The 19,154-nt window shown below is 41.6% G+C and carries 16 protein-coding genes; 1 reads left to right on the top strand and 15 read right to left on the bottom strand.

Going from position 1 to position 19,154, the window contains the following annotated elements; all coding sequences use genetic code 11:
- Positions 1 to 26: 26 nt before the first annotated feature.
- From MK385_RS01050 to MK385_RS00980, 15 genes are all read right to left on the bottom strand, one after another.
- Positions 27 to 515 (bottom strand): DUF6773 family protein, encoded by a 489-nt coding sequence (locus MK385_RS01050; protein ID WP_268725031.1) that lies wholly within the window; start codon positions 513 to 515, stop codon positions 27 to 29.
- Positions 505 to 714, bottom strand: a complete 210-nt coding sequence (locus tag MK385_RS01045; protein ID WP_001107502.1) for a helix-turn-helix transcriptional regulator — start codon at positions 712 to 714, stop codon at positions 505 to 507. Before MK385_RS01045 ends, MK385_RS01050 begins: the two co-directional genes overlap by 11 nt.
- A 197-nt stretch (positions 715 to 911) precedes the next feature.
- Entirely contained in the window at positions 912 to 1,322 is a 411-nt protein-coding gene (locus MK385_RS01040) for a GNAT family N-acetyltransferase (RefSeq protein WP_268725030.1), read from the bottom strand.
- A 98-nt stretch (positions 1,323 to 1,420) separates the two neighbouring features.
- Positions 1,421 to 2,785, bottom strand: coding sequence for an amino acid permease (locus MK385_RS01035; RefSeq protein WP_000097708.1), 1,365 nt, complete (start codon positions 2,783 to 2,785; stop codon positions 1,421 to 1,423).
- A 76-nt stretch (positions 2,786 to 2,861) separates the two neighbouring features.
- Positions 2,862 to 3,344, bottom strand: a complete 483-nt coding sequence (greA, locus tag MK385_RS01030; RefSeq protein WP_000818765.1) for a transcription elongation factor GreA — start codon at positions 3,342 to 3,344, stop codon at positions 2,862 to 2,864.
- 61 nt (positions 3,345 to 3,405) lie between these two features.
- Positions 3,406 to 5,157, bottom strand: coding sequence for an endolytic transglycosylase MltG (mltG, locus tag MK385_RS01025; protein ID WP_268725029.1), 1,752 nt, complete (start codon positions 5,155 to 5,157; stop codon positions 3,406 to 3,408).
- An 80-nt stretch (positions 5,158 to 5,237) separates the two neighbouring features.
- Positions 5,238 to 5,735, bottom strand: a complete 498-nt coding sequence (locus MK385_RS01020) for a GNAT family N-acetyltransferase (RefSeq protein ID WP_000702417.1) — start codon at positions 5,733 to 5,735, stop codon at positions 5,238 to 5,240.
- Entirely contained in the window at positions 5,732 to 6,199 is a 468-nt protein-coding gene (locus MK385_RS01015) for a GNAT family N-acetyltransferase (RefSeq protein ID WP_000405313.1), read from the bottom strand. The genes MK385_RS01020 and MK385_RS01015 overlap by 4 nt, the downstream gene beginning before the upstream one ends.
- A 9-nt stretch (positions 6,200 to 6,208) precedes the next feature.
- On the bottom strand, positions 6,209 to 7,543 hold the full coding sequence (murC, locus tag MK385_RS01010) for a UDP-N-acetylmuramate--L-alanine ligase (RefSeq protein WP_000048080.1): 1,335 nt from the start codon (positions 7,541 to 7,543) through the stop codon (positions 6,209 to 6,211).
- Positions 7,544 to 7,554: 11 nt separating this feature from the next.
- A complete protein-coding gene (locus MK385_RS01005; protein WP_000806744.1) occupies positions 7,555 to 8,166 on the bottom strand; it encodes a hypothetical protein in 612 nt (203 codons plus the stop codon).
- Positions 8,167 to 8,213: 47 nt separating this feature from the next.
- Positions 8,214 to 11,309 (bottom strand): DEAD/DEAH box helicase, encoded by a 3,096-nt coding sequence (locus tag MK385_RS01000; RefSeq protein ID WP_268725028.1) that lies wholly within the window; start codon positions 11,307 to 11,309, stop codon positions 8,214 to 8,216.
- A gap of 91 nt (positions 11,310 to 11,400) precedes the next feature.
- Positions 11,401 to 12,567, bottom strand: coding sequence for a MalY/PatB family protein (locus MK385_RS00995; protein ID WP_268725027.1), 1,167 nt, complete (start codon positions 12,565 to 12,567; stop codon positions 11,401 to 11,403).
- Between the two features lie 7 nt (positions 12,568 to 12,574).
- Entirely contained in the window at positions 12,575 to 13,669 is a 1,095-nt protein-coding gene (locus MK385_RS00990) for a cystathionine gamma-synthase (protein ID WP_268725026.1), read from the bottom strand.
- Positions 13,670 to 13,814: 145 nt separating this feature from the next.
- Entirely contained in the window at positions 13,815 to 15,773 is a 1,959-nt protein-coding gene (locus MK385_RS00985; RefSeq protein ID WP_268725025.1) for a peptide ABC transporter substrate-binding protein, read from the bottom strand.
- Positions 15,774 to 15,974: 201 nt separating this feature from the next.
- A complete protein-coding gene (locus MK385_RS00980; RefSeq protein ID WP_268725024.1) occupies positions 15,975 to 17,597 on the bottom strand; it encodes a putative polysaccharide biosynthesis protein in 1,623 nt (540 codons plus the stop codon).
- A gap of 105 nt (positions 17,598 to 17,702) precedes the next feature.
- Between MK385_RS00980 and MK385_RS00975 the strand changes: the two genes are divergently transcribed.
- Positions 17,703 to 19,148: a UDP-N-acetylmuramoyl-L-alanyl-D-glutamate--L-lysine ligase gene (locus MK385_RS00975; protein WP_268725023.1), complete on the top strand. Its 1,446-nt coding sequence runs from the start codon at positions 17,703 to 17,705 to the stop codon at positions 19,146 to 19,148.
- Positions 19,149 to 19,154: the final 6 nt, after the last annotated feature.

The raw sequence follows: 19,154 nt of genomic DNA, 5'->3' as shown, positions 1-19,154 counted from the left end.
ACCGAGATTGATAAAAAGCTAACAAGCTATTCTCCATTCTCCAGTTCATCCATATCTTGCTCAAACTTTTTTTGAGCCCATTCGCCATAACTTTTAAGGCCAAGATTACCGATAAAAACCCAAGGAAGGTAAATCAGATAAGTAATGACCCAAGCAGACAAGTATTTAACGTTCAAAGAATTGTGCTGATAAATTTCTATGTTAAATTGATAATTCTGCAACATCAAAAGAGTCGTAATAGCGAGAGTTACCAGCAAACACCCTAAAATTGTAAAATGAAAACGACTATAGTAGTTCACACCCAAATCTCGAGCACGTCCGAAAAAGTAAAAAGTTCCAATAATGATAATGATGAGAATCATTCTCGGATTAAAAAGACTTGGTGCTAATACTGCAATCATATAAGATAAAAGCAAGAAAGCTATAGAGATATAGAAACTTTCAGCCCCCGCTTTATTCATCAGTTGTTCTTCTCTTTCGTCTAGTAATTGATAATAAAAAAATCTATTTTTCATCTTCTTCCTCCCAAAATAATTGATCTAAAGTTTTGCCTAAGCATCTGCAAATTGACTGGCAAAGGGAGAGACTAGGATTGTATTTCCCAGCTTCAATCAAGCCTATAGTCTGCCTAGTAACACCTACAGCTTCTGCCAAATCCCCTTGTGTTAAATCACGCTCCACACGAGCTAATTTTAATTTTAAATTTTTAGCCACTAGCGTCCTCCTTCACATTTTTAAAAAGTTGCGCTTCTTTTAAAAACATTATACCATATATCTAACTCAATGCAATATATAAATGTCATTTTGTAAGATTTTATTGACAAAAAACTCTCTACCATCTTACATGATAAAGAGTATTCGTTCTTTTTTGATACTTAGCTAAGTTCCTCTCCAAAAGAAAGAAGTCTAGGTCACAAATCTTTTTGGTAATAGTATCTCTGCCCTGTGTAGGGATAGTCTTGCAAGGTAAAGACTTCCTTGTAGCCATGGCTTATATAAAAATCTGGCGCTTGAAACTGGTAAGTATTGACAAAAGCAAAACGACAGTTTCGATTCTTGGCTTCATTTTCTGCTCGCTCCAATAGTTTTGAACCAATTCCTTGTCCCCGTAATTCCTCTCTCACAAACAAATACTCGATTTCCAACCAATTTCCGAAAGTCTCTGCTACTAAGCCCGCCATGAGATTGCCCTTTTCGTCTTCGAGATAAATATTCAGTGGCTCGCTCTCAGCCTCTTCTCTTTTTGAACGATTATAAGCACGAATTTGATTCGCGATTTCTCTCGCTTTCTCGGATTCCATATTCTCCAATCTAAGGTACATCCAAACCTCCTAATAAACTACTACAGCTTGATTATAATCCTATTTCAATAGACTGTCAAACTAGAAAACTCACCAAACAGAGTTGATGAGTTCATGATTTATTTTCTAAATTTCCACTGACTATAAATCCCAAAAACAAGGATCCAGATAGCAGAACCAACTGCCCCCATGAAAGTCGACTCTTGCAAAAAGAGAGTCACAAAAACAAAGACAAAAAAGAGAATGGTTAGGGGATTAAGCAAGCGATACTGAGGCATGAGGTAGCCATCCGCCATGAAATCTTGTGACTTGCGGTATTTTAGATGAGCCACCATAATCAAGATATAAATCGCGATGTAAACACCTGATGAGGATGCTGTGATCAAAGCAAAGGCATCTGAAACACCTGGTAGCACGTTGATAAAGGCAGCCAGAGCAATCAAGATCGCTGAGGCGATGATGGCATTTTGAGGTACATTGTGGCGAGAAAGGGTATCGACCTTGATGGCCTTTAAGAAACGATTGGGCGAATCATGGGCAATCTGATATAAGTGTCTCCCTGTTGAGTAGAGAGTTGAGTTAAGAGCAGACGCTGCTGAGGTCAATACAACAAAGTTGATTAGAGCCGCTGCCCACTTGATCCCCGCCAGTTCAAAGACCGTTACAAATGGAGAATCTGAAGAATTAAGATAAGACCAAGGAATAATGGCCATAATCGCAATGAGAGCTCCCCCATAGAAGAAGATAATTCTGAGAGGAATTTCCTTAACAGCTTTGGGCAAGACCTGACGAGGGTTCTTTGTTTCAGAAGTTGTCACCCCGATAAACTCAATCATCAGATAGGCAAAAAATACCATTTGAAAGGCCATGACAAAGTTCATAACTCCGTTTGGAAAAAGAGAGAACTGATCGCTGATATTTGCCAAGCTTGCAACACCATGCGGTGTCTTAAAGCCTGTCAAAACCATAAATACCCCAGTGGCAATCATGGCTAAAATCGCCACAATCTTAACCATAGCAAACCAAAACTCGACTTCTCCAAAGAGCTTAACTGCAATCAGATTGACCAAAGCCAAAATCGTTAAAAAGACAAGCTGAATCAGCCAGCTAGGCCAGGTGGGAAACCAGAAGCGGACATAGTCTGAGATGGCAGTGATTTCTGCCATACCGATAAAAACAACTGACAACCAATAAGACCAAACTGAGAAATATCCCCAGCCTTTCCCCAAATGACGGGTGATAAAGTTGATAAAGGTATGTTGTTCGGGATCCTGATACAGCATCTCTCCAACAGCCCTCATCATCAAAAACATAAAGGCTCCTGTGATCATATAAATCAGGATGATAGAAGGTCCTGTAAGGCTGATAGAGCGACCAGCACCTAGGAAAAGTCCGGTTCCGATTGTTCCCGCAATGGCCATCACCTGAACATGGCGATTGGTTAAACCACGCTCCATTTTATTTTTCTTCTTATTTGAACTCATATAGTCTCCTATTTATCCAAAAAACCAAAAAGGAGTTGAGCAAGGCAAAACCTTCACTACTCCTTTTTCATCCTATTTAGGCTGTTTTCTCAACCTTTAAGATTTTGACATCATAGCTACCAACTGGTGTTTCAATCGTTGCAGTATCGCCAGTCTTCTTGCCAATTAGAGCACGGCCAATCGGACTTTCATTTGATACTTTACCAGCAAAAGCATCTGCACCTGCAGAACCGACGATGATGTAGACCTCTTCTTCGTCTTCACCGACTTCTTGGATTGTTACTGTTTTACCGATTGCTACCTCATCTTGGGCAACTGCATCGCTATTAACAATTTCAGCATAGCGAATTTTTGTTTCTAGACTTGAAATTTGTCCTTCAACAAAAGCTTGTTCATCTTTCGCTGCTTCATACTCACTATTTTCTGAAAGGTCTCCATAGGAACGAGCAATCTTGATACGCTCTACGACTTCGGGACGTCGAACGAGTTTCAACTCCTCTAATTCTTTTTCTAGTTTTTCCTTTTCTTCAAGGGTCATTGGGTAAGTTTTTTCTGCCATTTTTTTAACTTTCTTTTCTATTTCTTTTTTAAAACAAAATTATGTGGAAAACCACATAATTTTAGTTTGAACTACTTGCTTGAGGTAACTTGCTATTGATATGCTCTGCAACGTTTTGATCATGTTCTTCTTTTGTTGTTGCAAAGTATACTTTACCGTCTTCAACATTGGCTACAAAGTACAAGTACTCACTCTTTGTCTGGTTTACACTTGCTTCAATCGCATCCGAACTTGGGCTATCAACCGGTCCAGGCATGAGGCCAAGGTGTGTGTAAACATTGTATGGTGAATCAATCGTTGTATCAATTCCAGCGTCATCTGCTAAACTAATCTTTTGACCAAGTTTTCCTTGAGCATATAGGATAGCGATATTACTTTGAAGTGGCATACCGACATTCAAGCGGTTATAGAAGACACCTGCGATTTTCTTGCGGTCTTCGGTCTTAGCACCTTCTTTTTCGACAAGAGAAGCAATGCTGAGCAATTCATTAACTGTCAGATTCTTTTCTTTGATCGTAGCGTAGTATGGTGACATAGCCTTGTCCATAGCAGCTACCATCTCATCAATCAAACTTTCAACAGTTGTGCTGTCTTTGATCGTATAGGTTGCTGGGAAAAGGTAGCCTTCAAGACGATAACGAACGCCACTGTCTTTTGTTGGAAGACTTCCAAGTAGGTTTGGATACTTGGCTACTAATTGTGAGATAAAGGTCTCATCTTGAACTTTTGCCAAGAAAGCATCCGCAGTAAGAGGTTCTTTAAATTCACCTTGAAGTTGTCCTACTGTTTGAGCGATTTGCTCTAATGTATAGCCTTCTGGAATGGTCAAGTTTGCAAGAACAGGTGCCTGAGCTTCAGGAGTCCCACCTTTTTGCAATTCTTGAATCAACTCATCCGTACTCATACTCTTCTTCAAGTTGTAATAACCTGACTTCAAGTTAGCATGGCTATAGTATTTAGCATAAAGGCTAAAGATCAGTCCATGTTTAACCAAACCAGATTTTTCCAAGGTGCTTCCAATTTCTTGAACGTTTGCTCCGTCTGGGATTTGAACCGTTACATAGTCCTTAGAGCTCGCATCAACAGGTTTCAAAGAATCTTGAACGTAACCATAACCAAAGTAACCACCGACTGCAACGAGTACTAGGAGAACTAGAACTGTTACTAGGCAACCTTTGGCTTTTGATTTTTTCTTTTTCTTAGTTGATGTTGCACCTTGACGACGACTACGACGCGGAGCATCAGCTAATCCACTGCTAGATTCTGTAGAAACAGGCTCTACTCTTTCAGGCATCCCTGGGGTGATTTCCTCTTTCTTGTCTTCTGTTTTATAGGTTACGGCAACCTTAGTCGGAGTATCGTTAAATTCTTTTTCTTCGGGTTTAAGCTCAACTGGTTCTACCTTAGGTTGAACGGGTTCCACTACAGGTTCTTCAGCCAGATGAATCGGCTCTACTAGAGGTTCTTCAGATTCTACAACTTCAATCTTGTCGATGATTGGCTGTCTAATCTCTTTCTCTTCTTGGTCATCCGTTTTATCAGTTCTAGCACTTGAAAGTGGAGGAACACTTGGTGCATTCTTTAGAATTTTATCGACAACAGACAGGGAATCAGCCATCAACTCTTCTGTTGATGTTTCTGGTTCAAGATCTGAAGGAGTTGCTGAACTAGCTTGAGATGATGAAGCCATCAGATTTGGAATCTCTACTTCTTTCTCTCTTCTATCTTGTTCTTTTACTCTTTCTAAATCACGTAGAATCTGCTCTTTAAAGCTTAATTTTTCTTCTTCTCTTGATTTTTCAGTCAAAAGCATTACCTCCTTGTTGACAATCCATAATATTATATCTTAAAAGTCGTAGAAAAGCAACCAACTAGGGCATTCCCTAGCTAGTTTTATTGATTTTCAGGCTGCCAGACCATATCATACCATGTTTCCCCAGCAAAGTTTGACTGGGATATTCCTTCATTAACAAAGCCGTGCTTTTCATAATAGGCGATAAGGTAATCATGACACGTCAGATTAATGCCCTCTCGCTCATGTTCTAAAGCGACTTCTTTCAAAGCCCTTAATAGTCTTTTCCCCACTCCCAAAGCTTGTGCTTCCTTGGCAATAGATAGGCAAGTCACAGAAATATAACCTCCAGGTTGATGGCTATAGTCTTTTATTTCTTCTGTAAATGACTGATCATGTAGATGGCGGTGTGGGACGACTGGACCTTCGATATAACCAAGAATATTCCCCTCTTTTTCAGCTACCAGAAAACTGGTCTGAATTTCCTGCAAATGGGCCTCAAAGACCGAACGAGGAATGGCTTCCTCCAGTGAAAAATTCTCCAGCTCTATCTCTATAATCCGATCTAAATCCGAAAATCTTGCTTGTCTGATTTTCATATTTCCTCCTGATAAAAGGGATTTCCCCAAATCAGATACCATTCAGAGCCACTGCCATAATGACTCTCGGTCACTTCTTCTTCAACAAAGCCATTCATTTCAAAATATGATAGTAGTTCATCAGGACTCTGCAAAAGAATACCTTGATAATCTAGTTCGACTGTCACCTGTTTCAAGGCTGCAAGAAGAAGAGTTCCCAGCCCCTGTCCCCAATGGTCAGGATGAATAGTCAAGGATTTTACTTCTATCCATTTGGGATGAAGAGACTGAGCTTCTCCCAAAACATAGCCCACGAGCTGATTTTCATCCCCAGCTACAAGAAAGGTACCCGCAGTCTTGCGGATACTCTCTTCTAAGGATTGGTGGCTAAGTGTCTCTTCTGATGAAGGATTGGCTTCTTCAATCGCCAACATTTCTTCTAAATCTGATAGGGTAGCTTGCCTTATAGTGATTGGAATTTCCATCTGTTTTCCTTATTGGACATTGCTTGTCAAGTTAGACAAGAGACGTTCAAATGAATATTCATAGGTTTGGATATCTCCAGCACCCATAAAGACGTAAACAGCATTATCATGGTCTAGGAGTGGAGAAACATTTTCAACAGTGATAACCTGGTGTTTCTTGTTAATTTTATTGGCTAAGTCTTCTACTTTGACATCACCATGGTCCACCTCACGAGCTGATCCATAGATTTGCGCTAGGTAGACGGCGTCTGCTTGATTCAAAGCATGGGCAAATTCGTCCAACAAGGCAATGGTTCTTGTAAAAGTATGTGGTTGGAAGATTGCCACGATTTCCTTGCTTGGGTATTTTTGACGAGCCGCATCCAAGGTCGCAATGATTTCTGTTGGATGGTGGGCAAAGTCATCAATAATCACTGTATCATTGACAATTTTCTCAGTGAAACGACGCTTAACACCTGCAAAGGTTTTCAAGTGTTCACGGACCAAGTTCAAATCAAAACCAGCTGTGTAAAGAAGACCAATAACAGCTGTCGCATTCATAATATTGTGACGACCAAAGGTTGGAATGTGGAATTGACCCAACTCTTGACCACGGAAATGAACGGTGAATGTCGAACCAGTCGTAGAACGAAGAAGATCGCTAGCTACAAAGTCATTGCCCTCAGCTTCAAACCCATAGTAATAGATTGGCGCATTGGCTGTGATCTTACGCAACTCAGGATCTTCACCATATACAAACAAACCTTTGGTAATTTGTTTGGCATAGTCGTTAAAGGCATTGAAAACGTCCTCTAGACTTGTAAAGTAGTCTGGATGGTCAAAGTCAATGTTGGTGATGATAGAGTATTCTGGGTGGTAAGGCATGAAATGACGCTCATATTCGTCTGATTCAAAGACAAAATATTTGGCATTGGCTGAACCGCGACCTGTCCCGTCTCCAATCAAAAAACTGGTGTCTGTGATGTGAGACAAGACATGTGACAGCATACCTGTCGTTGAAGTTTTTCCATGTGCTCCTGCCACTCCCATGCTGACAAAGTCGCGCATAAAGCTACCTAGGAATTCGTGGTAACGTTTGTAGCTGATACCATTTTGATCTGCATAGGCTATTTCAACGTTGTTATCTGGACGGAAGGCATTCCCAGCGATAATCTCCACATCACCTTGTAGGTTCTTTTCATCAAAAGGAAGAATGGCAATCCCTGCCTGCTCTAGACCACGTTGAGTAAAGTAGTATTTTTCAACGTCTGAACCTTGAACCTTGTGTCCCATTTGGTGCAACATCAAGGCTAGGGCACTCATCCCTGATCCCTTGATTCCAATAAAATGATATGTTTTTGACATGCTTTTCTCCCCTACTCAGTAATTCTTGTCAGATTCAACTCTTGGGCAACCTGACGTTCCTGTTCTGTTTGCTTATTCTTTTTATTATAGATTTGACTCTTCTTTAGAAAATCGTAGTTGTTCTTTTTAGCTTTTTCCGTTTGGTTTTTCGGAGTTGGATTCGCCACTTGGCCAACCTCCTCAGCTAAGATATAGTGAGACTGGCTCAAGTTTTTGCTAAATTTGGCAAACTCACCAGGATTTTCCTTTTGAAATGGTGCTGTTGGTTGGTTTCCTTGACGAACAAGTGTTGAACCATTGTGTCGTCTGGTATGACTAACATCCTGAGTCAAATACTTGGCTGAACGTTTCTTCTTCAAGTCCGCACGCGCCTCTTCTCGAGCCAACTCTGCATAAGTCTTTTCAACTTTTTTAGGTTCTGGACTTGGCTTTGACTCCTTGTTAATCACTGGAGAAACTACGGTTTCTTCCTCATTGATAGGAGACCATTCCAAATAGTTCTTATCGCGGTAATCACCTTTGATATTGCTAATAAAGTCTGACTCATCGTATAAGTCCATGACTGGCATTTTGGTCAGCATGATCTCATCATCTGACACCAATGGAAATCTATCCTGTTTCATTTTGTATTTCCTTTCAACACTTCATTATAGCGTATTGTCTTGATTTTTCAAGTGCTGGCTTCAGAAATTCCCAAAATTTCACGAATTTCTGCCAGACTGAGACTCGCACGCGACTCCGTACCATCTAAAACTTGGGAAACCAAATGTTTCTTTTGTTCTTGAAGTTCTTGGATTTTTTCTTCAATGGTTCCTTTGGTAATCAAACGATAGACCTCGACCATCTGCTCCTGCCCCATGCGGTGGGCTCGTCCGATAGCCTGGGCTTCGACAGCGGGATTCCACCAAAGGTCAACTAAAATGACCGTATCAGCTCCCGTTAGATTGAGACCAACACCACCCGCCTTAAGGGAGATGAGAAAGGCATCTCTTTCCCCTTGGTTAAAGGCCTTAGTCATCTCCTGTCTGTCATGAGCAGGAGTTGAACCTGTGATTTTGAAGGAGGTCAAGCCCAAGTCTGGGAGTTCTTTCTCGATTTTTTCCAACATTCCTTTGAACTGGGAGAAAATCAAGACCCGATGCCCACCATCAGCCACTTGTAGTAATAAATCTCGGAGACTATCCAATTTACCACTAGCTCCCTGGTAATCGTCCATAAAGAGGGCTGGAGTATCGCAGATTTGGCGCAATCGCATGAGGCCAGATAAGATTTCTACCCGACTTCTCTGGAATTCTTGATCTGTCACTTGCGCTAGGCGGTCTCGCATCTGTTGCAACTGGGCCAGATAGATGGCTTTCTGCTGGTCTTCCAGTTCATTTTTATAGACGACTTCGATCAGATCAGGCAGTTCTGTTAGGACTTCTTCTTTCTTACGCCTCATGACGAAGGGCTTGATAAACTGCGCGACTCGCTCAGCCGGTAATTTCATAAACTTCTTTTTACTTGGCAAGAGCCCCGGAAGCACAATTTGAAAGATAGACCACAACTCTCCTAGATGGTTTTCAATGGGCGTACCCGACAAAGCAAAAACTGCTGGCACCACAAACTGGCGCAAACTCTGAGCAATCTTGGTCTGGGCATTTTTCATGACCTGGGCTTCATCTAAGAAGAGAAAATCAAAAGCCATCTCTTGATAAAGCTCGCTGTCTTGACGAAAGGTTGCATAGCTAGTTACATAGATTTGGTGATTTTCAGAAAGAATCGCTTCTCGATTCGCTTTCAAACCATGAACGACAGCCAAATCCAACTGTGGGGCAAATTTCCTGAATTCATCTGCCCAATTGTAGATCAAACCTGACGGAGCCAAAATCAAGACCCGACTTTCTTCGGTCACCTGACTGGTCAAAAAAGCAATGGTTTGCAGTGTTTTTCCCAGTCCCATATCATCTGCCAGAATGCCACCAAAACCATAGTGATGAAGCATCTGGAGCCAACGAACACCCTTTTCCTGATAGTCTCTCAAACTCGCCTGCACCCGTATATCTCCCAAAGGAAAGTCCTCTGGATGGGTCAAATCATGAGCTAAATGCTGAAATTCTTCCGAGAAGGAGATCCGATCTCGACCTTCGAAAAGCTGAGAAAGGCTATAAGCCAGAGATTTTCGAGCATGAAAAGAACCATCTTTTAGCTCAACCCCCAGTTCCTGCAAATTTTGACGAATCTGCTTGGTTTCCTCATCAAAAAAGTACACTTGGTCAGAAGAACTGATATAGAAATCCTGATTGCTGGTCAGGGCTTTAAGAGCTTGATCAATCTCTTCTTGGGCAATCCCTTGGAAATCAAATTGGATTTCCAACAATCCTCCCTTGGACTCAATCTGAACCTGAGGAGCTTGGACGCTGTAGAGCTGATTCATCTCATCAGATAAGAAGACCTGACCCAACTTCTCAAAAGCTGGAATCGTATGGTGAAAGAAAGAATAAACTGCCTCTGGCTTCAAAGCCTGTCTCCAAGACTGAAAATCAGCCTCAAAACCAGCCCCTAAACAGACTTGAAATAGCTGGTTTTCCAAGACGGCATCGCTTGAAAATGGTAATTGTTCCAGCTGTTGACGACTAGTCACCTTAACATCTCCATAGTCAAACTGGATATCCAAGCGGATGCGGCCGTCATCCTCCCTATCAAAGTAAAAGATTGGTGAAAAGGGTCTGATTTGCAAGCGCTCAGGAGCAGAAACTGTGCCCAGCTGTCCAAATAAAGGCAGACAGGCGGCTAGGCGGTCACGATCACTGTTGTCAAACTGGAGGCATTTTCTCCCTCTTTCCTCCCGAGGGAGCTCCTTGAGTTCCTTTAGAAGGCTGATTTGTTCAGGGTTTAAGAGATAAAGATTCCCCTTACGAAAGAGAACCGCTCCCCCATAGAATACGTTGACTCGCTCACTTTCAGAAATCTCCATCTCAAAATAATCGGGAAACTCCTGCACAGAAAAAGAGAAAAGTTCCGCATCTGGATCTAAATCATGAAAGAGAAGATTTTCATAACTAGTAATCTGATGTTCAAAATGAAAATCTTCCAAGTTCATCAGCAACTCCATTCCCTGCTCAAAAAAGGTCAGAGGGAAAAAGAGGTGACGACCTTGATTGGGGAAAAAGAGGTCTTGACTCAGTCCCTCCTCAATCAAGCCACATAAAAAAGTAAGAACATCTTGACTAGCTGTATCAAAAGCATCCCAAGACAATTCATTTTCATAGTGTTTCCCAATCATATATGGCTTTCGATGGACCAAGACCTTCAAAAAGAGAGGGATATCACGAATGACATAATATTTTTGACTATCAACTAAACCGATTCGGAGAGTCCAAAGGAGGCGATTGGTTCCAGCTTCCACCTGGCCTTGTGCCGACAAAGTGTAGATTTTCTCTCTCTTCTGAGGTTGGATACGCTCCAAAAAACCGCCACCAAAACTAACCTTGGTTTCGACCTCTTCTTGCTCTTCATGTCCTTTTTCTAAGGCTTGTAGAATCACCTGACCTTCTTCATCGTTCTTCAGATAATGCTCGAGCGCTGCGAGGTGAACACAGTAACCTCTTTTTTGGAAAAAATCGCAAGCACAAAAAACAAGATCATCCTCTAAACTGTAGCGCAAGTCTTCTCCCGCCACACGAGTATAGAGGCGATTCCCTTTTTCCTTGATAATCTCAATGTTGCCTGTCTCATAGAGAGTAACACCCTCCATGCGCAACTTTCCTGGAATCAATTTAGCCATAGTAACCCCTTTATCTTATCTTTTCATTATACCACATTTTCCCCTATGAAAATAGCCTTCTAGGAAGACTTTTCTCCTAGAAGGCTCGATTTTAAAGTGTAGCAAAAGTGGTCACGATGCGTTGACAAACCTCTTCTAGTACTGACTTCGGCATGGCTACATTGAGGCGGGCATGAAGAGTCCCCTCCTCCCCAAAGTCCAAACCTCTGTTCAAGATAACCTTGGCTTCATTCTTCAAAAGCTCTTGCAAGCGATCATCCGTTAGGTCATAGGCTGAAAAATCAAGCCAGATCAAGTAGGTGCCTTGTGTTTTCATGACCTGAATCTTGGTTTCGTCGCCCAAAACATCCACTACATAGCTAATGTGGTCCTCAATGACTTCTTTTAACTCTCCTAACCAGTCCTTGCCATAACGGTAGGCAGCTTCTGTCGCCAAATACCCCAAGCCTGAAATTTCATGTTGGTTATTGGCCAACTGGCGTTTTTGGAAAGCCACTCGAAGCTTTGGATTTTCAATAACTGCATAAGAATTTTTGGTCCCAGCAATATTAAAGGTTTTAGTGGCACTACTCAAAATAAGGGCAAAGTCTTTAAAAGCAGGATCAATGGTGTTGAAAGACTGGTGTTTGTGACCAAAGAGGGCCAAATCTTGGTGAATCTCATCTGAAACCAACAAAACACCATGTTTTTGGCAGAGATGACCAATCTTTTCTAACACTTCCTTTTCCCAAACACGTCCACCAGGATTGTGAGGATTGCAAAGGATATAAAGCTTCACATCCTCTTCCACCATATCCTTCTCCAACTGGTCAAAGTCAATCTCAAACAGACCATTCTTTTCCACCAAAGAATTGGTAATCAACCGGCGATTGTTGAGTTTGACACTGCGAGCAAAAGGGGGATAGACTGGTGTGTTAATCAGAACAGCCTCTCCTTCTTTTGTAAAGGCTTGAATAGCTGTTGAAATAGCTGGTACCACCCCCTCGATAAAGACGAGGGAATCCTTGTCAAAGTGATACCCGTGTTGACTGACTTCCCAGTCCTGAACCGACTGAATCAAAGCATCACTAGCATAAGTATAGCCATAGACCAACTGATCTGCGTAGGCTTGTACAGCTTGTCGAACCTCAGGCAAAACCACAAAGTCCATATCTGCTATCCAGGCTGGTAGAACTTCTCGATCAGCTTCCGCTTCTTTCCATTTATAAGTATGGTGTCCAAAACGATTGGGCAGGCTTGTAAAATCATATTTCCCCATATCTGTCTTATCCTTCCAAAGCTTGGCGCAAGTCCGCAATCAAATCTCTAGCATCTTCTATCCCAATAGACAAGCGCAAGAGGTCGTCTGTCAAACCGTAGGAGTGACGTACTTCTGCCGGAATATCCGCATGGGTTTGCGTCGTTGGATAGGTAATGAGACTCTCTACCCCACCCAAACTCTCAGCAAAAGAGAAGACCTTCAAGCTATTTAAAATATGAGGAATACGCTTTTCATCCACTACTTTAAAGGAAATCATACCCCCACGTCCAGTATAGAGCACTTCCTTGACAGCAGGTGAATCCTTCAAAAAGGCAACCACTTCTTGGGCATTGGCTGTAGAACGCTCCATACGAAGAGGCAGAGTTTTAAGACCACGAATCAACTGATAACTATCAAATGGTGACAAGACCGCACCTGTCGTATTGAGATTATAGAAAAGTTGTTCATATAGTTCTAAACTATTAGTCACAACCACCCCAGCTAAGACATCATTGTGCCCTGCTAGATACTTGGTGGCAGAATGAAGAACGATATCCGCACCATCTTCAATCGGACGTTGGTAAATCGGACTGTAGAAGGTATTGTCCACCACTACCTTGGCACCCTTGGCATGAGCTAGTTTGGCTAGTTTGGCAATATCAAATTCCAACATCAAGGGATTAGTTGGTGTTTCAATATAGAGAACATCCACATCTTTCTCTAACTCAGTAATCAACTCTGCTTCAGTATTGGCATAGGTAAAATGGAAACGGCCTTCTTGCTCCACTTGGTTGAACCAACGGAAAGAGCCTCCATAAAGATCACGCACAGCCAAGACTTTACTTCCTACTGGAAAAACACTAAAAGCTAGTACAATCGCAGCCATACCTGAGCTTGTCGCTAGGGCATAGTCTGCTGATTCGATTGCCGCCAAGACTTCCTCCGCCTTACTGCGAGTTGGGTTTTTGGTACGGGTATAGTCAAATCCCGTAGACTGACCGAATTCCGGATGCTGATAAGTGGTTGAAAAATGAAGCGGTGTTACCAAGGCACCTGTAGCCTCATCTGACTTGATCCCAGCCTGGGCCAAAATTGTGTTGATGTGTAGTTCTTTGCTCATACAATACCTCCAAATCTATAGTAACTATTGTACCACTTATTTTCACTAACTCATTTTCTTGTTTTCAAGAGCTAGTTATAGTTTCAAACTATATAAAAACGATAGTTCCTTTAGAAACTATCGTTTTTCCTGTTGAATAGACTGGTTATTTAACGTGTTTTGCCAGTTCTTCTTGGGCTTTTTTATTTGATTCTTCTTTTTCTTTCAGCCATTTTTCTTTAGCTTTTTCATACTCATCAGCCGTTACAGTCTTATCTTGTAACTTGAGATACTTGTATGATTCGACACCCTTATTTCCAGCTTGTGAGAATGGTGATGAGAATGGAACTGTCTTTCTCAAGGTCGGTGTCCCACCCTGAGAAACGTTTGGAATAGCAAGGGCGCTATCAACGAGCCAAGCTTGAACTTCAGCATATTTTTCATAACGTTTTGCTGGTTCTTGCTCCTTATTCGCTTCCTCTAACATTTGAGTGTAAGTATCCAGACCAACTGCCTTAGCCTTGTCATTGACCTCACCTGGTTCTAGACCAAGGTTTTGCAACATACCACCGTTATTGACATTTAAGATATCAAGATAACTTGATGGATCCAAGTAGTCCGCACTCCAACCACCATTATAGATATCAAAGTCTTTTTGAGCTGCAGTTTGAGCGAGGTAGCCAGAATTATCGTAGTCATCTGTTGATAATTGTTGGATATCGATAACCACATTCTCAGCTCCTAGAACAGATTCGATGGATTGTTTCAAAGAGCTCGCTTCAAGTACACCTTTTTTAGCTGATTGGTCAACTGTTACATCCAAGTGGATTGGGAATTGCACACCCTTAGCTTCCAATTCTTTCTTAGCTTCTGCAAATTTAGCTTTAGCTTTATCAGGATTGTAGTATGGGTCTTGTGCATCTGCAAAGTTGATTCCTTGCCATTCTTGGCCATAGTTGACCATCTTTTCTGAAACAACATCGCCAAAGTCTTTTCCGTTGATACTTACAAATGTTGGAGGTACAACCAAGTTACGAATAATCTTTGTCGCTCCGTCCTCCCCTTGAGATTGTGCTCCATAGGCTGTACGGTTATAAGCATAGTTGAAGGCTTGACGGAAGTTTTTATTCAGAACTGCTTCTTGGGTTGATTTCTTTTCGATATCTGAAGATTTAGACGTGAAGTTATAAGACTTTCTGTCCAAGTTGAAGTTCAAGTAATAAGAAGTTGCGTTTTGCATACTATAGATGATGTTATCCTTGTTCTTCTCTTTAATGCCTTCAAAGCTTGAGCTATTTGGATAGAGACGCGCGTAGCTATAGACTCCTTCTACAAAGTTACGTGCTAGTGCATCTTGGTCACTACCATCATAATAGGCCAATTTCACACCATCCACAAAGACATTTTTTTCATCCCAGTAGTTGGGATTTTTCTTGAATTCGATAACAGATTTTGAAACAAAAGATTTCATCAAGAAAGGTCCATTGTACAAAATACTAGAAGGGTCTACCTTACCAAAGTCATCCCCTTTTGATTTTAAGAAATCTGCATTGACAGGGAAGAGAATGGTTGAAGTTGTTTTAGAATTCCAATAAGATTCTGGACGTGTCAAAGTGTACTGAACTGTTTGGTCGTCAATCGCCTTGACACCGACAGTTGAAAAGTCAGTTGTTTTCCCGTTGATATAGTCATCCAAACCTGCTACAGAGTCTTGAACCAGGTACAAGGCTTCGGATTTTTTATCAGCAGCATATTTCAAACCTGTCACAAAGTCTTGGGCCGTTACAGGGGCATATTCTTCACCCTCATAAGTATACCATTTTGCATCCTTACGCAATTTGTAAGTATAGGTCAAACCGTCCTGAGAAACAGTCCAATCCTCTGCCAACGATGGAACATAGTTACCATATTGGTCATTTTCCATCAACCCATCCACCAAATTGGTCACGATGTCGGTAGTTGTTGCACGGTTTTCTGCAAGATAGTTCAAACTAGATGGATCGCTCGAATAAACATAGTTATATGTTTTAGAAGCGCTACTTGAATTTCCACATGCGCTCAGTAAGATACCTGCGCTTAACACGACACTTGCAAGTGTCAGATACTTGGCCTTAGACTTTTTCATTTCCAGAACCTCCTGTTTAAAAGTTTTGTCTTATTATACAGCTTTAGTTTTATTTAGTCAAGTAATTTCTGAAGAAAAACTTAAAAAAGCATATTTTTTGCTCTTAATTTTAGAAAAAGTTCTCTTTTTTTAAGAAAAATGTAGTATAAAAACCTTTCTGTTAAAGAAAGGTTAAATTTATTACTTTTATTTATAAATCTTTTACGATATTTTCAATCGTGTACGTAGTCGGTCTGCTTGAGTTTTGCCAATTATCTTGTCCAAGAGTCGTGTCCGTAGGCTCATCAAACCATAAAGACCTCCTCCAAGCCCTCCGATGAGAGCCACATAAAGGAAACTCCAGAAACGTCCACTTGGTTGGAAGACAAAACCGATTATCCACTGCAAGAAGCCAACTAGGATAAACATGACAAGGGTCAAAATGGTAATCAAAATGGTTCGCTTCAAGATAATCTTTCGACGAGCACCCGTTACCTGGCAGATATCTCGGTACATCAAGACATTCGGAATAATCAAGCCGATAGTCGTTGAAATCAAAGGACCGTAGCTGTGGAAAATAGCAATGGTTGGCAATTGCAAGACGATCTTAGCAATGGAACCATAGATAAAGTAAAGAACTGCCTTGCGGTTTCGGAACATGGCCTGAAGCATAGGAGACAAGACCATATACAATCCTAGGATAGTAGACTGCAAAACTGCAAAGACAAATAAGCCCATGGCCAGACTATCTGGCTTACCGTAAAAGACTGTATAAAGAGGCTCCCCTACCATGACCACTCCAACCGTTGCCGGCAATAGAAATAAGAAGAGCATGGTGAGGCTATCTTGGACTAGGCGAGCCGCCGCCTGCAAGTCTCCTTTTACATAGTTTTCCGTCAACAGTGGCAAGCCGACACTCCCAATGGAAACCCCTACAGAGATTAAGATCATGGTAATTTTATTCGGATTGGCAGAAAAATAAGAAAACATGACAACCAAGTCTTCATTGCTATAGTTGGTAAACCACTTCATACTATTAATAAAGGTCATTTGGTCTAAAATCTGGAAGAGCTGAATGGCTGATCCTGTTAGGATAAAGGGAATGGCTTCCTTGATAGTATCGACTAAGAGTCGCTTACTATTGATCTTATCCCGTGTTTCAAAGACTCTTTTGAGCAAACCTTCTTGGGCAAGGAAGTAGATCAAAACTGCAAAACTTGCCACCATCCCCACAAAGGCCGCAAAGGTCGATTGGGTAACGGCTGATAGGTAGTCACCAGAACCCATCTTCATAATGAAGAAGGTTGCCATCAACATCCAGATAACACGGATCACCTGCTCAGCGATTTGACTCATAGCATAGGGTTTCAGATTGTTCATCCCTTGGAAGAAGCCCCGGATGACACTCATAGATGGGAAAATCAAGACCGCCCAAGCCAAACTCTGCATGATAGGAATCAGGTCTTTCCCCACACCTGACAAATCTGCTAACCATGGAGAAAAGAGATACAAGACCAAGGCAAAGACCAGTCCCAAACCAGTCATAAAGCCTAGGAAACTCCGAATCAAGGCAAAGCTGTGTTCTTCTTCTCGCATGGTATTGTATTTAGCCACTTGTTTTGCGACCGCAACTGGGATACCCGCTGTTGAAATCAACAAGAACCATGCGTAAATATTGTAGCCCATGGTAAAGAGGCCGTTTGCCTTAGCAGCATAGGTCCCCATCCAGATATACCAGGGAATAATATAGATAGCACCAAGGAGGCGACTAATAAAGTTACTAGCTGTTAGCCAAGCAGTCCCTCGCAACATCTGGGCTTGCTGGTGATTGTTTTCGTTAGACATAGCTTCCTCATTCAATTTTGATAACTAGGAAAAGTTCCTTACCTTCCATTATAAACTTTTCCTTGTTACTTGTAAAATTCGGGCTTGAAGTTTATAATAGAAAGTATGATTAAGATTGAAACCGTATTAGATATTTTAAAGAAAGATGGCCTTTTTCGCGAGATTATTGACCAAGGACATTACCACTACAACTACAGTGAAGTTGTTTTTGATAGCATCAGTTATGACAGCAGAAAAGTAAAAGAAGGCACTCTTTTTTTTGCCAAAGGCGCTGCTTTTAAAAAAGAATACCTCCTATCCGCTATAACGCAAGGCTTAGCTTGGTATGTCGCAGAAAAGGACTACGAAGTCGGTATCCCCGTCATCATTGTGAACGATATCAAAAAAGCCATGAGTTTGATTGCTATGGAATTTTATGGCAATCCACAAGAAAAACTCAAAATTCTCGCTTTCACAGGGACAAAAGGAAAGACAACAGCAGCTTACTTTGCTTACCACATCCTATCTCAACGCTACCCAACAGCTCTCTTGTCAACTATGAACACAACTCTGGATGGCGAGACATTCTTTAAATCTTCCTTCTCAACACCTGAAAATATCGATCTTTTCGACATGATGGCTCAGGCTGTTCAGAATGGTCGAACCCATCTTGTAATGGAAGTCTCTAGCCAAGCCTATCTTGTTCATCGAGTCTATGGCCTGACCTTTGATGTAGGTGTCTTTCTTAACATCACTCCTGACCATATCGGTCCGATTGAGCATCCTAGCTTTGAAGACTACTTCTATCACAAACGTCTCTTGATGAAAAATAGCCGAGCAGTTGTCATTAATAGCGACATGGACCACTTTTCTGTATTGAAAGAACAAGTGGAAGATCAAGAACATGACTTCTATGGTAGCCAGTCAAGTAACCAAATCGAGAATTCCAAAGCCTTTAGCTTTTCCGCTACAGGTAAACTCGCTGGTGATTATGATATCCAACTCATAGGTCACTTCAATCAAGAAAATGCAGTCGCTGCAGGACTTGCCTGCCTCCGTCTAGGTGCCAGTCTGGAGGACATCAAAAAAGGAATCGCTGCAACCCGCGTCCCTGGACGTATGGAAGTCCTCACACAGAAAAATGGCGCTAAGGTCTTCATCGACTATGCCCACAACGGGGACAGTCTGAAAAAACTCATCAATGTTGTTGAAACCCATCAAACTGGAAAGATTGCCCTGGTTCTCGGTTCGACTGGAAACAAGGGTGAAAGTCGTCGCAAAGACTTTGGAATCCTTCTCAATCAACATCCTGAGATTCAAGTCTTTCTCACCGCTGATGATCCCAACTATGAAGATCCAATGGCCATTGCTGAAGAAATCAGCAGCTACATCAATCATCCTGTTGAAAAGATTGCCGATCGTGAAGAAGCCATCAAGGCAGCGATGGCCATCACAAATCAAGAACTAGATGCCGTGATTATTGCTGGTAAGGGAGCTGATTGTTACCAAATCGTCCAAGGAAAGAAAGAAGACTATCCTGGAGACGCAGCTATCGCAGAATGTTATCTATAAAAAAAT

This window comes from Streptococcus oralis, from assembly GCF_026782125.1.
Classification (GTDB): domain Bacteria; phylum Bacillota; class Bacilli; order Lactobacillales; family Streptococcaceae; genus Streptococcus; species Streptococcus oralis_CE.
Note: the sequence above shows the minus strand (reverse complement) of the source record. Positions and strands in the feature narration are given on the sequence as shown.